Source organism: Ruminiclostridium josui JCM 17888, from assembly GCF_000526495.1.
GTDB classification, from domain to species: Bacteria; Bacillota; Clostridia; order Acetivibrionales; family DSM-1351; genus Ruminiclostridium; species Ruminiclostridium josui.
The window spans coordinates 2,076,584-2,094,890 of record NZ_JAGE01000001.1; the positions used below are offsets into that span (position 1 = coordinate 2,076,584).

General features: G+C 35.6%; 14 protein-coding genes. 13 read left to right on the forward strand and 1 reads right to left on the reverse strand.

The window, feature by feature from the left end:
- The first annotated feature begins 28 nt into the window (after window positions 1–28).
- From dnaX to recR, 3 genes are all read left to right on the forward strand, one after another.
- On the forward strand, window positions 29–1,717 hold the full coding sequence (gene dnaX / locus K412_RS0109715) for a DNA polymerase III subunit gamma/tau (protein ID WP_024832928.1): 1,689 nt from the start codon (window positions 29–31) through the stop codon (window positions 1,715–1,717).
- 61 nt (window positions 1,718–1,778) lie between these two features.
- Window positions 1,779–2,138: a YbaB/EbfC family nucleoid-associated protein gene (locus K412_RS0109720; protein ID WP_024832929.1), complete on the forward strand. Its 360-nt coding sequence runs from the start codon at window positions 1,779–1,781 to the stop codon at window positions 2,136–2,138.
- A gap of 43 nt (window positions 2,139–2,181) precedes the next feature.
- The gene (recR, locus tag K412_RS0109725) at window positions 2,182–2,781 is read left to right on the forward strand and encodes a recombination mediator RecR (protein ID WP_024832930.1); all 600 of its coding nucleotides are present in this window, start codon (window positions 2,182–2,184) and stop codon (window positions 2,779–2,781) included.
- Between the two features lie 105 nt (window positions 2,782–2,886).
- Here the strand turns inward: recR and K412_RS0109730 are convergent, their stop codons facing one another.
- The gene (locus tag K412_RS0109730; RefSeq protein WP_024832931.1) at window positions 2,887–4,491 is read right to left on the reverse strand and encodes a helix-turn-helix transcriptional regulator; all 1,605 of its coding nucleotides are present in this window, start codon (window positions 4,489–4,491) and stop codon (window positions 2,887–2,889) included.
- Between the two features lie 169 nt (window positions 4,492–4,660).
- Between K412_RS0109730 and K412_RS0109735 the strand changes: the two genes are divergently transcribed.
- The 10 genes from K412_RS0109735 (at window position 4,661) to K412_RS0109780 (ending at window position 18,053) form a co-directional block, all read left to right on the forward strand.
- A complete protein-coding gene (locus K412_RS0109735) occupies window positions 4,661–6,664 on the forward strand; it encodes a methyl-accepting chemotaxis protein (RefSeq protein ID WP_173585610.1) in 2,004 nt (667 codons plus the stop codon).
- A 225-nt stretch (window positions 6,665–6,889) separates the two neighbouring features.
- Entirely contained in the window at window positions 6,890–7,567 is a 678-nt protein-coding gene (locus K412_RS0109740) for a response regulator transcription factor (RefSeq protein ID WP_024832933.1), read from the forward strand.
- Window positions 7,557–9,026, forward strand: a complete 1,470-nt coding sequence (locus K412_RS0109745) for a sensor histidine kinase (RefSeq protein WP_024832934.1) — start codon at window positions 7,557–7,559, stop codon at window positions 9,024–9,026. The genes K412_RS0109740 and K412_RS0109745 overlap by 11 nt, the downstream gene beginning before the upstream one ends.
- A gap of 90 nt (window positions 9,027–9,116) precedes the next feature.
- The gene (locus K412_RS0109750; RefSeq protein WP_024832935.1) at window positions 9,117–10,763 is read left to right on the forward strand and encodes a putative manganese-dependent inorganic diphosphatase; all 1,647 of its coding nucleotides are present in this window, start codon (window positions 9,117–9,119) and stop codon (window positions 10,761–10,763) included.
- A gap of 172 nt (window positions 10,764–10,935) precedes the next feature.
- The gene (locus K412_RS0109755; protein WP_024832936.1) at window positions 10,936–11,622 is read left to right on the forward strand and encodes a polyphosphate polymerase domain-containing protein; all 687 of its coding nucleotides are present in this window, start codon (window positions 10,936–10,938) and stop codon (window positions 11,620–11,622) included.
- A 24-nt stretch (window positions 11,623–11,646) separates the two neighbouring features.
- Complete coding sequence (locus K412_RS0109760) at window positions 11,647–12,318, forward strand: DUF4956 domain-containing protein (protein ID WP_024832937.1); 672 nt, start codon at window positions 11,647–11,649, stop codon at window positions 12,316–12,318.
- Window positions 12,319–12,333: 15 nt separating this feature from the next.
- Window positions 12,334–14,715: a CotH kinase family protein gene (locus K412_RS0109765; protein ID WP_024832938.1), complete on the forward strand. Its 2,382-nt coding sequence runs from the start codon at window positions 12,334–12,336 to the stop codon at window positions 14,713–14,715.
- A 147-nt stretch (window positions 14,716–14,862) separates the two neighbouring features.
- Window positions 14,863–16,167, forward strand: coding sequence for a hemolysin family protein (locus K412_RS0109770; protein WP_024832939.1), 1,305 nt, complete (start codon window positions 14,863–14,865; stop codon window positions 16,165–16,167).
- Between the two features lie 278 nt (window positions 16,168–16,445).
- Window positions 16,446–16,814, forward strand: coding sequence for a DUF2089 domain-containing protein (locus K412_RS0109775; RefSeq protein WP_024832940.1), 369 nt, complete (start codon window positions 16,446–16,448; stop codon window positions 16,812–16,814).
- Between the two features lie 36 nt (window positions 16,815–16,850).
- On the forward strand, window positions 16,851–18,053 hold the full coding sequence (locus K412_RS0109780) for a DUF4097 family beta strand repeat-containing protein (protein WP_024832941.1): 1,203 nt from the start codon (window positions 16,851–16,853) through the stop codon (window positions 18,051–18,053).
- Window positions 18,054–18,307: the final 254 nt, after the last annotated feature.

The window sequence follows — 18,307 nt, forward strand, 5'->3', positions numbered from 1 at the left end:
CAGTGTACATAAAAGGAGGAGGTAGGATATGTCCTATACGGCACTCTATAGAAAGTGGAGGCCTCTTGTATTTGAAGATGTTGTTGAACAGGAGCATGTAGTCAAAACAATTAAGAATACCGTAAAATCTGAAAGGATAGCTCATGCATATCTTTTTTGTGGTACAAGAGGTACAGGCAAAACTACAATGGCAAAAATATTTGCCAGAGCTATCAACTGCCTTAACCCCAAAGACGGGGACCCTTGTAACGAATGTGAGATTTGCAGAGGAATCCTGGATGAATCAATTCTGGATGTTGTTGAAATAGATGCTGCATCAAATAATAGCGTTGACAACGTAAGAGAAATAAGGGATGAGGTCGTTTATGCTCCCTCCCAGGCAAGATATAAGGTTTATATAATAGACGAAGTCCATATGCTTTCCTCTGGTGCATTTAATGCACTGCTGAAAACCCTTGAAGAACCCCCAGGACATGTTGTTTTTATATTGGCAACAACAGACCCTCATAAATTGCCTGCAACTATTTTATCAAGGTGTCAGAGATTCGATTTTAAAAAAATAACACCTGCAGGTATTGCAGCACGAGTAAAGGAAATTGCAAAGGCAAGCGGTATACAGATAGAGGATGAAGGCGCATTATTAATTGCAAGACTGGCAGATGGTGCACTGAGAGATGCTCTTAGTATTCTTGACCAGTGTATTGCAGAAGGTAACAATAACATAACCTATCAAAATGTACTTGATGCAATAGGGATAGTAAGTGATGATTTTATATCGGAAATAGTGGACAATATAGAGAGCAAAAATGTTGAGGGACTTGTAGCAGATGTGGAAAAGCTTTCTGCCAGCGGTAGAGATATTCTTAGGTTTGCATCGGACTTGGTGCTGTATTTTAGAAATCTCTTGATTTGCAAGTTGAGCGCGAATCCATCAAATATCCTTGATGCGGGGAAACAGCACCTGGACAAGATGATTGCACAGTCGGAGGCTTTTTCAAAGGAACAATTGATTGGAATAATAAAGGAGCTGTCTTCCTTTGAAACACAGCTTAAGTATGCACTAAACCAAAGAGTTTTCCTTGAAGTAATGCTTATTTCAATAAGTGTAGGAAGTTATGGGAAAAGGGGCGGCGATGATAATCTGGCAGATAGAATAGCCAATCTTGAAAGTGCAGTTAGAACAGGGGCTGTGGCTATAGCACCGACTTCAAAAGACGGAAGCAGTGCACCGGTTCAAGGAAAGGCAGTGAACAGCAGCCCTATTTCGACGGGGAAAAAGTTTGACAGCCTGCCTGCGGATAATGACAGTTCCCAGCCGAAAACATCAGCTAAAGGTAATTCTTATAATGAACTGGAAGAATGGGCCGATATACTGGCTGACCTTAAAGCCAGTAGAAGGATGATGCTGCTATCATACCTTACATCTACAAAAGCAGTGGTTGCGGATGAATCTACGGTTCTTGTGGTATTTCCGCCGGCGGTAGTCTCATTAAAGGACACTGTAGCAAAGGCCGAGAACATTGACGTACTTGAAAATGCTTTGGAAAGAAGACTTGGGAGAAGTATCCGTGTAAAGGTAGTGGATGAAGAAGCATTGGAAAGTATGGTTCAAAGTGAACCTTCTTCTGCAAAGAATTCAGAAGAAAACCCATTGGTAAAGCTGACAAGGGAAATTTCAGACAGATTGAATGTCCCGCTTGATATAATAGACGAATAGGATATAATATAAATTGATAAATTTGTAAACTATTAATTTAAAATAACAGGAGGAAGTGCAGATGGCAAGAGGTGGATTCCCAGGAGGCGGTTTCGGAGGCGGCTTAGGCGGAAATATGAACAACCTGATGAAACAAGCCCAGAAGATGCAGAGAGATATGGAGAAAGCACAACAGGACTTGGAAAACAAGACAGTTGAGGCTTCTGTTGGAGGCGGAGCAATAAATATTGTTGCTACAGGTAAAAAGGAAATCAAAGAAATTACTATAAAACCAGAGGTTGTTGACCCTGATGATGTTGAAATGCTTCAAGATTTGATTCTGAGTGCGGTTAATGAAGCATTGAGAAAGGCTGATGAGCTAGCTAACTCCGAAATGAGTAAAATAACAGGCGGATTAGGCGGTTTACCGGGATTGTTTTAAAAAAATGCGGTCATTCAGGGCATGCCCCTGTGGAGGTTAATAAATGGAATATTATGCAGTTCCCGTTGCAAAGTTGGTAGAGGAATTTCAGAAACTTCCGGGCATTGGACACAAGTCGGCACAGCGTCTGGCTTTTCATGTAATAAATATGCCCATGGAAAAGGTTAAAAAGTTGTCAGAATCCATATTAGAGGCAAAGCAAAAGACTAGATACTGCTCGGTGTGCAGCAACCTTACTGATATCGATCCTTGCCCACTGTGCAGCGGAACCTCGAGAGATAAATCGATTATATGTGTAGTTCAGGACTCCCGTGATGTTGTTGCCATGGAGAGGACACGTGAATTCAAAGGTCTGTATCATGTTCTACATGGTGCTATTTCTCCAATGCAGGGAATCGGGCCTGATGAAATTCGTATTAAAGAATTGATTTCAAGATTGGGCAGCGGAGAAGTAAAAGAAGTAATTCTTGCAACAAACCCCAATGTTGAAGGAGAAGCAACTGCAATGTATATATCAAAACTCATAAAGCCTTTAGGTGTAAAGACTACAAGGATAGCACATGGCATACCTGTAGGCGGGGATTTGGAATACGCCGACGAGGTAACGCTTGCAAAAGCTTTGGAAGGCCGAAGGGAAATATAGGATGAAAATACAAGGTGTCTTACCTGTATAATGTGTTATAAATCATGGTCATTAGGTGTAAAATATGCTATTTATGGCCGTGATTTTTTATTGCTATAAACTGTTTTAATGGCTCTTTTCAAGCAACTTGATTTCATTTTCTATCCAAGTAATAATCTCGTTTTTATCCTTATTCATAGGAGCAATCTGATCTAATACTTCATTAAAATATGCTTCAAAAGCTTTGACGAATATAGGCTCTTTGATTGACAATCGAAGTATTGGTGAGTCTTTTGAATCATCATACGTTTCTACCATTACGGCAGATCTTTCCTTAATCACGCAATAGAATACTAAATTTGATATTTTAAAATTTTGAGAAAGGAATGCAATATTGAAATTTTTATGGGTTTTGAGGAAAGTTACTATGTTTTTTAATATTGCAATAACATCTTCTACACCCAAATTAATTGTTAATACTCTGCTGTACAAGTAAAGAGTAAGTTCTCTGCGTTTAACTAAATTGTTAATACAATTCATGTGGTAAATGTCTGTATATTTGTAATTATCAATATTTGATAGAAAAGATTTCAATCGTCTGTCGTAAAATTCCAAAGATGCATTTATTTCATCACTTTTAAGATTTTTTACTTCAAGAAGTCTCTTATATAAATTTTTTGGAAACATTAAAACACTAAAGTCTCGTTTGTACAAAATACGATTACCTATAACATCTTCCTGTTCAGCTAAAAAATTAGAATAATCGATAGCATTATTAGACTTGTAATATTTGACAACAGATTTAATCTGGTTGTTAATTAATATGTCAATTTTTTTCTTTAATATATTAACAGCTACTTTATTTCTGAAATAGAAGGCTGTATTACTTTTGGGCTGAAGGTTATCTGAAAATCCAAACAATGCTCCTATACCAGGAATAACTATAAATTCCTGATATGTGTGAATATGGTTATATTTTTTAAAATAATATGGATGAAACTTACCGGTAATTGCAAGTGGCTGAGCGAAATTAATAAAATTAATTATATTATTAATGCTGCTGCTTAGCTTCAATAAAAATAGTATATTCCAACCATTATTTATAGCTTTAAACATAGCATTCCTAAAATTCTCCAAGTCATTGTAATATCTATCAATAAGCATATTCTCATTAAATGAAATATAAATCAAATCATTATTACATTTATAGTCTGAAGTAGCTTCTAATAAAGAAATACTTGCGGATAACACATTTTTCCACCCAACCAGTATTTTATCTTCACTGGATAAGTTAATGGATAAATCAGAATCCTGCGCATTTAATAAGTCAACGTTATTTGTGTTCATTTCTTTTAAAGTTTTTTTGACTTTGAATAAATTTTTATTTTCCTTTGGTAGATTTTTTTTATATTCTATGGAATACCCTTGGGCCTGCAATAAAATTTTCTTTATTTTTTCTTTTGTGTCAATTTCAATATTGTAATCTCCACATACCTTTATGAAGAACTCATCTAAATATTGTAATTGATAAGAGTTTAGTATACAGCCTGAAAGGTATTCAGAAATTTTTTCGACATAATCTGTATTATATGCAGGAGTCCTTTTCTCGTTAACCCAGCGGTTGACAAGAGAATTATCAACATTTATGACTTTTGACAGTTTAGCAATACTAACCTCAAAAATAGAGAGCAAATAGCGAAGGCATTCTCCAAATTTCATATTTGTTGGCATAATAGTTATTCCCCCGGAGCCAATATAATTATAAAACACAAGTGTCATTGCTGTGGCTATGACATTTGGTTTAAAAAAAGTACATTTAATAAATTTTATTATATGATAATAATTGCACATAATTACATGCAATATTATACAAAGTTCGAATTAAACAGGGGGGATGCATATGCAAATAAAAAGTATTAAAATCAAATTATCAATTATTTTTGGAGTTTTGATATTGTTTATCTGTTCTGTACTTGGAAGTATAAGTAGTTTACTTGCTGAAAATGCCATGACGGACAATATAAATGAATTACTTCCTGATTTGGCTGAACAAGCTTCAAAGGTTGTACAGGAAAGAATCGACAGCCAGCTCAATGCGCTGGAAGTATTAGCTGAAAGTGACATTATTAAAAGTAATAAACTAAGCACAAATGAAAAGCTGGAAATATTAAAAGTTGAGACCCAAAGAGCTAATCATCTATGGATGCTTCTTGTTGATGAATACGGAAATGCAACTACAACAGATAGCAGAGTCACAAATGTTTCAGATTTAGACTATTACAAAACAGCAAAATCCGGGAAAAATGCAGTCTCAGATCCATATAAAAGTGTAATAACTAATGATTTGATAATTGCTTATGCGGTTCCAATTAAAGATGGGGATAAGATAAAGGGTGTACTTATCTCAGCACGTGATGGAAATGAATTTAGTCAGCTAATAAGTGACATTAAATTTGGTAAAAGCGGAGAAGCCAATATGACTAACAAAAGCGGAACTCTTGTTGCCCACAAAGACAAAAGCCTTGTTGTAAATGGCTACAATGTTTTTGAGGAAGTCAAAAAAGATTCTAGACTTACTTCTCTAGCTGAATTGCAAAAGCAAATGATAGAAGGAAAAACAGGAGTGGGTGAATATACTTTTAACGGTGCAACTAAATATATGGCATTTACTCCAATAAAAGGGACTGACTGGGCATTGAGTGTAACTGCGCCAAAGTCAGAAGTAATGGAAAAAGTAGTTACTCTTTCAAAAGCACTTATAATTCTAGCCGCAATTATTTTACTAGCTAGTTTGGCAATAACCTACGTTATAGCATTAAATATATCTAGACCAATAAAAACAGCTTCAGAATATCTTGAAGTTGTAGCCACAGGAGATTTTACAAAGGAAGTACCCGCAAAACTTCTAAAAGCAAAGGATGAAACAGGTGCACTAGCAAATGCCATTAATACTATGCAGACATCAATAAAAGATATTATAGAGGAAGTTGTTAATGAGTCATCAGCTGTAAGCAGTATGCTTAATAATGTCAATAGTAATATGGAACAGCTTAACAAAGGGATAGAGGACATTTCATCTATAACAGAAGAATTATCGGCAGGGGCAGAGGAGATAGCATCTTCTACTGAAGAAATGAGTGCCACTTCTGAAGAGGTTGAAAGAGCGGTAGAATCTATTGCTTCAAAAGCACAGGAAGGTGCTGAAGTTGTAAATAAAGTAAGTAATATGGCCGAAGAAATGAAGAAAAACGCAATTACATCAAAAGAAAGTGCTATTGAGATTTATGAGACTACAAAAGACAGTGTGAAAAAAGCCATTGAGCAATCGAAAAAAGTAAATCAAATCAATGAATTAGCGGAAGGAATACTTGCAATAACTTCTCAAACTAATTTGCTTGCTTTAAATGCAGCCATTGAGTCTGCTAGAGCAGGAGAAGCAGGGAAGGGATTTGCAGTTGTAGCCGATGAAATCAAAAAGCTAGCAGACGATTCTAAAAATATGGCAACCAAAATACAGGAGAGCACTACTGTAATATTGGAAGCTGTGAATAATCTTTCACTTAGTTCAGGTGAGATATTAGAGTTCATTGATAAAAAAGTATTGAGTGATTATAATACTCTTGTGGAATCCAGTGAGAAATATAGTGAAAGCTCATTCGAAATAGATAGCATGGTTACGGATTTTAGTGCAACTTCAGAGGAGCTCTTGGCTTCAATTCATAATATGGTTAAAGCTACAGAAGAGATAGCAACTTCTGCTAACGAAGAAGCTCAAGGAACTTCTAGCATAGCGCAGGAATCTGAAAAAATAATGAATAAGTCAAATGAGACTATCAATATATCTAAATCAGCAAAAGAAAAATCCAACGCCCTTATACAAGCAGTTTCAAAGTTCAAAATTTAAATAAAACAGTCAGATGATATTAATAATCATGGTTTGGAAGGATAGAAATTAAAAGCCTTCTAACCATGATTATTTTATTTAATAAACTATATTATTTAGGTATAGTCTTCGGAGAACAGTATCAATATTTAGAATGAAATATGTGTAATGAATCCAAAGACATCCCGTTAATGGCATAATGATGTATAATTAATATATTGTAATATTATGTTTAATGGAGGATGCATGTATAAAATTCTGATTGTTGATGACGAAGCCGGAATACGGGCTATTATTAAAAAATATGCGGTTTTCGAAGGACATGAGGTTGTAGAAGCGGCGGACGGAATGGAAGCAATACAAGTATGTAGGGAAATGGAGTTTGATATTATTGTAATGGACATAATGATGCCTGAACTTGATGGATTTTCCGCTTGTAAGGAAATCAGAAAGTTTAGTATGACCCCGATACTTATGCTTTCTGCCCGTGGAGAAGAGTATGACAAAATTCATGGATTTGAACTAGGTATAGACGATTATGTAGTTAAGCCTTTTTCTCCAAAAGAGCTTATGATGAGAATAAATGCCATTGTAAAAAGAAGCAAGGGTACATCTGAAGCAGAAAATAAAAAAGATATTTTTACTTTTGAAGGTTTGACCGTGGATTTTACGGGAAGGCTTGTATATATTGATAATGAAAAAATTGATATGTCACCAAAAGAATACGATTTATTTTTCTATATGGTTAAAAACAGGGGAATTGCACTTACTAGAGAGAGACTTATAACAGATGTCTGGGGATATGATTTTTTTGGGGATGACCGAACGCTGGATACTCACATAAAACTGCTAAGAAAAAGCCTAGGTTGTTACAGTAAAAATATAGTTACCCTTAGAGGGGTGGGGTATAGATTTGAAACATGACAAAATAAGTATAAAATACAAGATATTTCTATATATTACGGCGTTTGCCACAGTAATACTTATATTATTATGGCTATTTCAGATAGTTTTTCTTGATGATTTCTATAAGCAGATTAAGATTCACAGTATTAAGTCAATGGCAGTAACTATCGAAAATAACGTAGAAACTGAGAATTTTCAAGAATTTCTTGCTTCACTGGCCCAAGAGGAGGACGTATGCATCAGAATATTAGATGAAAAAGGTAAAACAAAGTATTCTGTTGAATCTCGGCCAGATTGCATTATACACAAGCTGCCATCATCTGAATTATTCAGATTTTACAGTAAGGCAGAACAAAATGGGGGTACATATCTGGAGGTATTCTCAATGGATAAGGCAATGGATAAGCGTGCTCCTACAGGATATCCTTTTACAAATGGCTTTGCGCCCCCAAGAAATTTGCCCGGTAATATTATCTACGTTAAAATATTAAGTACAGGTAATGACACGCATGCCATTGTGATGCTTAATACAACTATAACTCCCGTAAATGCCACTGTAAATACATTGAGAATCCAGTTAATCTGGGTTACCGGAATAACCCTGCTGATGGCTTTATTGATGGGACTTTATATTTCACGAAAGGTTTCTGAGCCTATAATCAAAATTAACAGTTCTGCAAAGGAACTTGCAAAGGGCAACTATGAAACTACTTTCCATGGCCGGGAATATCTGGAAATAACTGAGCTTAATGACACTCTCAATTACGCTGCAAAAGAACTCTCAAAGGTAGAGGGGCTACGCAGAGAGTTAATTGCAAATATTTCCCATGATCTGAGAACTCCTCTTACTATGATAACGGGGTATGGTGAAGTTATGCGGGATCTTCCTGGAGAAAACACACCTGAGAATGTTCAGATAATAATCGATGAAGCAAAAAGACTTACCACTCTTGTAAATGACATTCTAGATATATCTCAGCTTCAATCTGGCACTCGTAAAATCAATGTTGAGACATTCAATATTACAGAAAGTATCAGAGGAATACTAGAAAGGTACAATAAACTTATAGAACAGGAAGGATACAGGATATACTTTAAAAGTGATAAGGATATATGGGTAAATGCTGATCCCATTAAAATTTCACAGGTAATATATAATTTGATTAATAATGCGATAACATACACCGGGTCAGATAAGACAGTTGCTATTATTCAAAGTAGTACTCCAAAAGGAGTGAAGATTGAAATCTCAGATACAGGCGAAGGAATATCGGAAGAAATGCTTCCCCTCATTTGGGACAGATACTATAAGGTTGACAAGGCTCATAAGAGAGCAGCAATAGGAACGGGTTTGGGACTTTCAATAGTAAAGACAATACTGGATATGCACGGAGCTAAATACGGAGTAGAAAGCACCTTAGGTAAAGGAAGCACTTTTTGGTTTGAACTGACAATAAATAAAAACATTGAGCTTTGAGATTACATAAGTTTGTTGCAGTCAAAAATCTATTAGTGTACAATAAAAATGCAAAACTGCAAATAATGGTAATTTGGAGGAATGCTATAATTGAAAGATGTAATATATATTACCGGACATAAAAATCCGGACACAGACTCAATATGTTCAGCTATTGCCTATGCAGAATTAAAAAAAAGACATGCTACTCACGCAGTTCCAATTAGAATAGGAGATATAAATAAGGAAACGGAATTTGTACTGAAATATTTTGGAGTAGAGGTACCGGAATACCGAGAAACAGTCAGAACACAGATTTCGGATCTTGATATTGACGTAATAAGTCCTGTTTCAGAGGATATATCAATTAAGGCAGCTTGGAGCATAATGGTGAAAAATAACGTAAAAGTGCTCCCGGTGGCAGATGTTAAAGGAAAGCTTATAGGTATTATTACATTGTCAGATATTACTGGAAGTTATCTGGATGCACTGGAAAACAATATTTTATGTGCAAGTGGAACACCTTGCAGAAATATAATGGATACACTTGCTGCAAAACTTGTTTGCGGAAACGAAGAAGATTTTAAATCAGCAGGTAAGGTTGTTATAGCAGCCATGGCACCTGAGGATATGGCTCCTTTTGTTGATAAAGGAGATATTGTTCTGGTGGGAAGCAGGAAAGACAGTCAGCTAAAAGCCATAGAGATTGGTGCAAGCAGTTTGATAATTACTTGCGGTGCAACGGCAGATGAGGAAGTAATACGGTATGCCCAGGAAAAAGGCTGTATAGTAATGGATACTTATTACGATACATTTACTACTGCAAGGCTTATCAACCAAAGTATTCCTGTCAGTCATATCATGACAAAGGAACAACTAATCTGTTTCAATATACATGACTATATAGACAATATAAAAGATAAAATGCTTAAAACCAGATACCGTAGTTACCCTGTAGTTGATGACAATGGTATCATCAAGGGTTTTATTTCAAGATATCATCTCATTACGCAACGCCGAAAAAAAGTAATTCTTCTTGACCACAATGAAAGAGCCCAGACTATTGATGGTATAGATCAGGCAGACATACTTGAAATAATAGACCACCACAGAATAGGTGATATTCAGACTGGGTACCCCATATTCTTCAAAAATGATGCGGTAGGAAGTACATCTACATTAATTGCAAACATGTATTTTGAAAACGGAATGAATCCGTCTAAAAGTGTAGCGGGCCTATTATGCGCAGCCATTTTATCCGATACAATGAAATTTAAGTCTCCAACAAGCACATATGCAGACGAGTTGGCTGCAAGTAGACTGGCAAAAATAGCGGATATTAATATAGACGAATTTGCAACATCTTTGTTTAAAGCAAATGCATCTCTCCAGGGAATGACTCCTCAGACAATTCTTGATTATGACTTTAAGGATTTTGTATTCAACAAATATAAAATAGGCATAGGACAAATAAATTCCAGCGACTCAGAGGGGCTTCAAAAGATAAAAGATGAATTGCTGAAGCATATGAGAACTGTTCTGGAAAACAAAGACTACAACCTAATTTTACTATTGGTTACCGATATAATAAAAGAAGGCTCAGAACTTCTGTTTGTAGGAGATGACCACGCTGCTTTAATGGAAAAAGCCTTTAATATAAAAACAGGGGAAAACAGTGTTTTCCTAAAAGGTGTAGTTTCCAGAAAAAAACAGGTTGTGCCACAAATTTCCAGCACAATTCAAAGGGAATTTATTTAAAAACCGTATTTAATAACAAGGTATCAGTGCATTACTGGTACTTTTTTATTTTCAATTTCGTAACAATTCTACTTCCAGAATTCACTCAATGTTCAGAAAATCATCACATTTTAAATATATTATTTTTATGTAATTGTTACGTCGGTTTTTAAAAAATTTCGGGAGGTGAAACATGGAAAAACTAAAATTAAGGCACGAATTAAAGCATGAGATTTCAACAACTGACTACATTGCCTTACAACATCGGCTTAAATTTATAGCCCAAAAGGACCCAAATGTAGATGAAAGCGGCAGGTACAAAATCAGGAGTTTATATTTTGATAATGTTGATGATAGAGCACTTAAAGAAAAGATTATAGGCCTTAATAACAGGGAGAAATTCAGAATCCGCTATTATAATAATGATACTCGTTATATAAAGCTTGAAAAGAAAGGGAAAATAAACGGATTGTGCTATAAAAAATCCACTCCCTTAACGGTGGAACAGTGTGAACAAATAATTAACGGTGATATAAAATGGATGAGATTTTCGGGGGATCCGCTACTAGTTGAATTGTATGCTAAAATGAATTTTCAACAGTTGAGACCCAGAACTTTGGTAGATTACATCAGAGAACCGTATATTTATAAACCGGGTAACGTAAGGATTACTTTTGACAGTGGCATAAAAACCGGTCTTAATTCAAAAGATTTTTTTAATCAACAAACTGCTGCCATGAATGTTCACGCCATTAACAAGATAATATTGGAAGTAAAATTCGATGAGTTCCTGCCAGAAATAATCAGGGACATCATTCAGCTTGGAGATAGGCGAAATTCATCGTTTTCAAAATATGCGGCCTGTAGGATATTCGGATAATCTAAAACTAGGAGGACTAAGTAAATGAATTTTAATGATATTTTTAAATCCAATTTTATTGAAAAAGTTTCATCTTTTTCACCACTAGATATGGTAATTGCATTGGTGGTATCCTTTGCACTTGGACTATTTATATTTTATGTATACAAGAAAACCTTTAACGGCGTAATGTACTCCGCAAGCTTTGGAGTTTCATTATTGGCAATGACACTTGTTACAACGCTGATAATTATGGCGGTAACATCTAATGTTATTCTTTCCCTTGGTATGGTTGGTGCATTGTCTATTGTACGTTTTAGATCGGCTATAAAGGAACCTATGGACATAGCATTTTTGTTCTGGTCCATTTCAGCAGGTATTGTGACAGGTGCAGGACTTATACCTTTGGGTGTGTTTGGCTCATTATTTATAGGAGTCGTCATGGTATTGTTTGTAAACAAGAAAACAACTGATAATCCATACATCTTGGTAGTAAATTGCAACGACGAAAAATCGGAAAAGCTTGTCAACAGTGCTATAAAAGATAGTGTAAAAAAGCATATGATTAAGTCAAAGGCTGTTACTACAAGTGGAATTGAACTTACTGTAGAAGTCAGACTAAAAGACAGTACTACTGAATTTGTAAACAGAATTTCAGAAATCGGGGGAGTAACAAACACAGTACTTGTGAGCTATAACGGGGAATATATGACATAAAATTGGAGGCAGCTTATGATAACCAGCAAATATATAAATGTACTAATTGCTGTTGTTATGCTTGTGGTGGTTGTCTTTACCGGAATATTTATGACTGTACCAGATTCAATAGGAATAGCCAACGATAAATCCCAGCCTGAATATGCCACAAAATTATTTGACAAGAATAAGATAATTTCTATTGATATAAAGGCGGATAAGAATGAATGGGAAGACATGTTGGAAAATGCAATGCAGGAAGAGTATATTCCATGTGATGTAACTATAAACGGTACAACCTATAAATCAGTGGGTATAAGGCCGAAAGGTAATTCAAGCTTATCCATGGTAGCAGGCAGCAATTCAGACAGATACAGTTTCAAATTGGAGTTTGATCACTATATAGATGGACAAACATGTATGGGGATGGACAAAATGGTTATTAACAACATACAGGCCGACTCCACATATATGAAGGAATACCTTTCTCTTGATATGATGTCCTATATGGGTGTTACTACTCCTCTATATGCATACACAGATGTAACCTTAAACGGAGAAAAGTGGGGTTTCTATTTGGCAATTGAGGCTATGGAGGAATCCTTTGCCCAGAGAAATTATGGTGATGATTTTGGAAAATTGTATAAGCCCGAAACTATGGGAGGTCCGGGAAAAGGAATGATGAAAGATTTTCCATTCCCGGGTAATAATGAAGACCAGAAAGATATAAAACCTGAAAACGGAAATCGGAAGCAGCAATCAGAAGCAGATACAGGTGCTACTGCAAAAGGAAATGGAATAAATAGCAAAACAAAAACTGCTGACACAAAAAGTAATGATCAAAACCAACAAAAAGGCCAAAATAATCAAAAAGGCCAAAATAATCAAAATCCGTGGGAAAATCAAGGAGGTCCAGGAGACTTTCCTGGTGGACCGGGATTTGGCGGATTCGGCGGATTTGGAAATAATCAGGGCGGTGGTGCTGACCTGAAATATATTGATGATAAAATAAGCAGCTATTCAAACATATTTGAAGGAGAAATATTTAAAGGTACTGATGCTGACTATAAAAGAGTTATAAAAGCAATTAAGAATTTAAACAACGGATATGAACTTGAAAAATATGTTAATGTGGATGAATGTCTTAGATATTTTGCAGTAAATACAGTGGTAGTTAATCTGGATAGTTATTTCAGTAATATGAAGCATAACTACTACCTTTATGAGGAGAACGGTCAGATTTCAATGCTCCCATGGGATTATAATCTGGCTTTTGCAGGATTTCAATCAGGTTCGGCGTCTGCGGCTGTAAACTTCCCTATAGATACTCCTGTATCCGGCATTGATTTGTCTGAGAGACCGATTATAAACAAACTTCTTGAAGTTGATGAGTATAAGGAAAAATATCATAACTATTTGCAGGAAATACTAGACGGATATTTTAATAACGGTAAGTTTGACAAAAAAGTGGATGAACTGAATTCTTTAATTGGGGAATACGTTAAAAATGACGCAACGGCGTTTTTCTCATATGACAAATATACTGCAGGGATAGACATGCTAAAAGAATTTGGAAAACTAAGAGCAAAAAGTATTCAGGGGCAGCTTGATGGAAGTATTCCTTCAACAACCCAAGGACAGTCAAAGGCTGCTGACAAATTAATAGATGCATCTGCAATAAATCTTTCGGTTATGGGCTCGCAAGGTGGAGGCATGGGCAGAAATGCTGCAAACAAATCCCAAGGGGTACAACAGCTTGGTGATAATCAAATGCCACAGGGAGGAATGGAGCCACCCCAAGGAAATCAACAGCCGGGTAATAAACAAATGCCGCAGGGAGGGATGGAGCCACCCCAAGGAGATCAACAACTGGGCAATAATCAAATGCCACAGTGGGGAATGGAGCCACCTCAAGGAGAACAACAAGCAGGCAATAGGCGAATGCCACAGGGGAGAATGGAGCCGTCCCAAGGAAACCAACAAGGGGGCGATAGGCGAATGCCACAGGAAGGAATAGAGCCGTACCAAGGAAACCAGCAGCCGGACAATGGACAGATGCCTCCTGGCGGTATGGGGGGATTTGGAGATATGCCTGATATGAATGTGATGATGCAGGCAATGAAGATAATACAATCCGCCAACGGAAAAGATTTGACTGACGAACAACTACAGCAGTTAAAAGAACTTGGGATGACTGACGAGCAAATAAATTTTGCCAAAAACATGCCATTTGGCAACAGGGGTATGGGAGGAGGCGGATTCCCAGCACGAAATGGTAAGGATGGTGTAGGGAGCCGTAATATGCAGTCAATAACACAAATGTCAGTTGAGGATGCTGTGACCCTGGGGGTATGTTTAGTGTTTATGGCAGCAGGACTGTTGTTTGTCATAAAATTTAAACGCAGAAAAAGTAGTTGATAAATATATCTGACCAAAATGAGAAAAGCTATATTAAACAAGGTTTCAGGACTGTTCCAATGATTTGATACAAAAATTTGAATTTTAGTATATTGAATTTAATGAGAGTAATAAACCTTGTATATATATGGCGCGGAGGTTGGGTATTTGTTAACTAAAGTATTACTGCTTGTGGTTCTTGTATTGTTAAATGCATTTTTTTCGGGGTCTGAGATTGCCCTAATTTCTTTGAATGACAAAATAATTAAGAAGCAAGCGGAGGATGGGGACAAAAAAGCAAAACAGCTTTATAACTTTCTTAGTGAGCCTAGCAGGTTTTTGGCAACCATTCAGATAGGTATAACATTAGCAGGGTTTCTTGCAAGTGCATTTGCAACCGAGAGCTTTGTAGACCATTTAACGGGATTATTGATAAAGACAGGTTTGCCTGTTGCGCAATCCGTTATCAGAAGTGTTTCACTTATAGTGATTACTATAATTCTCTCATACTTTACATTGGTTTTTGGTGAGTTAATACCTAAAAGATTGGCTATGCAAAAGGCAGAGTTCTTAGCCAATATTGCTGTAGGGCCTTTAATGTTTCTATCCCGCGTAACGAATCCTTTTGTCAGATTTCTTACATTTTCAACAAACTTCTTCATTAAGATTTTTGGTGGAAATCCAGCAGGTGCGGACAATGAAAAAGTAACCGAGGAAGAAATCAGGATGATGATGGAGGTCGGCGAAGAGAGAGGCGTTATTCAGGATTCGGAAAAAGAAATGATTGACAATATATTTGAGTTTGATAATAAACACGTATCTGAGATAATGACTCATCGTACTAATATAGATGGCATTCCTGTGGATTCTGACCTTGATTATGTTTTACATGTCATGAACAGGGACAAATATACCCGAGTTCCTGTTTATAGTGAAAATTTGGATAATATTGTAGGTATCCTACATGTAAAAGATTTATTGGAGTATACCCAAAATACTGTTAAGGATTTTAACCTGAAAGAAATAATAAGAAGTGCTTACTTTGTGCCGGAGTCAAAGAGAACTGACGAGTTATTCAAAGAAATGCAGAAGAACAAGGTTCATTTGGCAGTTGTAATAGATGAATATGGTGGTACAGCAGGAATAGTTACTATAGAAGATTTGTTGGAAGAGATAGTGGGAAACATTTTTGACGAATACGATGTAGAGCAAAAGGATATAGAGTATCTTGAGAATGACACTTATGTATTCGATGGTGCAATCAGTCTTGACAAGGTTGAAGAAGTATTGGACGAAGAACTTCCAGTTGACAAATTCGATACCTTGGGAGGGTTTATTCTAAAGCTTCTGGGCCGAATACCTAAAGCTGATGAGAAGCCTAATGCTCAGTATGAAAATATAGTTTTCAGAGTAACGAAAATGGAAGGAAAGAGAATTGTAAAGGTACAGGCGAGTAAAAAACCGAATGATTAAAAAGAGTTATTAGACTGTCTCACACAGATTAGATTATTACATCTTGTGAGACAGTTTTTTTATGATAATTAAATATTTTAATATACATTTTATAAAAATTAATAAAATAGTTAAAAAAATTAAAATTAATATTGACATTATATGAGATTAAGCATAATATATTAATATAAGATTAATAATATTAATTAATTGATTAAAAAAATTAATTAGTTGTTCGGGAAAATTAACATTAACCAATATAAACAAATTTAACTTAATTAAATTCAAGAGGTGATTTTATGGCAAGAGAAGCAATCGGCAAATGCCCAGTTTGCGGAAATGAGACTGAAGTAACAAGGATAACATGTAACAGTTGTGACACTGTTATAGAAGGGCATTTCAAACTATGCAAGTTTTGCAAGCTTACAAATGAGCAAAGAACATTTTTGGATGTATTCATAAAGTGCAGAGGAAATATAAAGGAAGTTGAAAAAGAACTGGGCGTGTCATATCCCACAGTAAAGAATAAGCTGGAAGATGTAGCGGCCGCACTTGGACATAAAGGCGAACCGCAGCCTGAAGTTCCAGGTAGAAAGAAGGAAATACTTGATAAGCTTAACAGCGGAGAAATTAGTGTTGAAGAGGCAATAGAATTAATGAAGGAATAACATTTTTCTATCTGAATTTTAGGAGGGATTAAAATAATGTCTATAAGCGAAGAAAAATTATTAATACTAAAGATGCTTGAAGAAAAGAAGATTACAAGCGAAGAAGCTGCAAAATTACTGGCAGCTCTTGATGAAAAGGCAGAACAAGAAACTGCTGACGGATATAAGGGTAATCAAAAGGCAAATGTTTTTACCGAAGAGGCTGCAAAAGTAAGAGAGAAAGTTAACGAATGGAGAAAAGGCTTTAAAAACAATTATAGTCAGGCTGATTTTGATAACATGATTGATGACTTTGCCAATAAAGCTGAAAAGATAGGTAAAAATTTTGCTTCAACAACATTCGGAATTGTAGACAAAGTAATAGATTATGTAGGAAGTTTCGTTGATACAAATTCCTTTAATATTTTCGGAAACTGTCAAACGGTTCAAAAGAACTTTGAGGTATATCCTTCAGAAAATGCAACCTTTGACATAACTGGAGTAAACGGAGCAATTACTATAAAAAAACATCTCGATTCAAAAATCGTTATTATATCAAGAATTAAAAGCTCAGTCCCTAATGGAGAGGGAATTGTTACATTTTCCGATGATCCGGCCAATATTTCTATAAAAGTTAATAGTACCGCTTTCAATGTTAGTGTATCCCATGAAATATTTATTCCTGACATTAAATTCAAAAAAATAGCTATTCAAAACTCAAACGGTAAAATATATATTGAAGATTCTATTTCAGAAGAGATAACAGCTGTTACAAAAAATGCACATATAGAGTTAATGGGAGTAAACAGTGACAGTATTTCTGTAAACACAAAAAATGGCAGAATCCAGTTAAATTACATTATAGGAAACAACATTGATATAAATACCTCAAATGCTGTTATAGATATAAAACACATTAAGGCAAAGTCAGTTAATGCATTTACAAAGAACGGCAGAATCAGTATTGAAAATGCTCAAAATATTAATGGAGAAACTGATATGGATATGTACCTTAAAACCTCCAATGGAGGAATAAAGGTTAATATGAATGATATGGACAGCAGGGTTTACAAAGTAAAGGCTCATGCAACTAACGGAACTATCAACCTGCTAATTCCGGAAATTCTATATCATAATGTTAACCGTCAGGGTACAGGCGGAAGCTTTATTGAAGCAGAAAGCAAAAATTATGAGGCTGGGCTTTGTAAGGTTAACATAACAGCAGAAACTATGAACGGCCATGTAGAAATTGTAAAGTAGCACAAGTAATCACTGAAAACTTACCCAACCATAAGTAGATAGATATTTTCACCCAAATAAACAGTCTGAAAAGCCAAGCTTTCCAGACTGTTTATTTTTTGTAGATTAAATTAATTGTTCATGATATAATATTAAATTGCGTATAGGATTTTACGCTATATTCAGCATTTATGCAAATTAACGCATATTCGTCAATTTATATATAAAACTATTACTTATTAACCAAAAAAATGAAAAGATTGTTTTACGGAGGA

Excerpts from the sequence above, each read along its gene's own strand:
- dnaX (WP_024832928.1), top strand. The coding sequence starts at position 29 with ATGTCCTATACGGCACTCTATAGAAAGTGGAGGCCTCTTGTATTTGAA.
- K412_RS0109720 (WP_024832929.1), top strand. The coding sequence starts at position 1,779 with ATGGCAAGAGGTGGATTCCCAGGAGGCGGTTTCGGAGGCGGCTTAGGC.
- recR (WP_024832930.1), top strand. The coding sequence starts at position 2,182 with ATGGAATATTATGCAGTTCCCGTTGCAAAGTTGGTAGAGGAATTTCAG.
- K412_RS0109730 (WP_024832931.1), bottom strand. The coding sequence starts at position 4,491 with ATGCCAACAAATATGAAATTTGGAGAATGCCTTCGCTATTTGCTCTCT.
- K412_RS0109735 (WP_173585610.1), top strand. The coding sequence starts at position 4,661 with ATGCAAATAAAAAGTATTAAAATCAAATTATCAATTATTTTTGGAGTT.
- K412_RS0109740 (WP_024832933.1), top strand. The coding sequence starts at position 6,890 with ATGTATAAAATTCTGATTGTTGATGACGAAGCCGGAATACGGGCTATT.
- K412_RS0109755 (WP_024832936.1), top strand. The coding sequence starts at position 10,936 with ATGGAAAAACTAAAATTAAGGCACGAATTAAAGCATGAGATTTCAACA.
- K412_RS0109760 (WP_024832937.1), top strand. The coding sequence starts at position 11,647 with ATGAATTTTAATGATATTTTTAAATCCAATTTTATTGAAAAAGTTTCA.
- K412_RS0109765 (WP_024832938.1), top strand. The coding sequence starts at position 12,334 with ATGATAACCAGCAAATATATAAATGTACTAATTGCTGTTGTTATGCTT.
- K412_RS0109775 (WP_024832940.1), top strand. The coding sequence starts at position 16,446 with ATGGCAAGAGAAGCAATCGGCAAATGCCCAGTTTGCGGAAATGAGACT.
- K412_RS0109780 (WP_024832941.1), top strand. The coding sequence starts at position 16,851 with ATGTCTATAAGCGAAGAAAAATTATTAATACTAAAGATGCTTGAAGAA.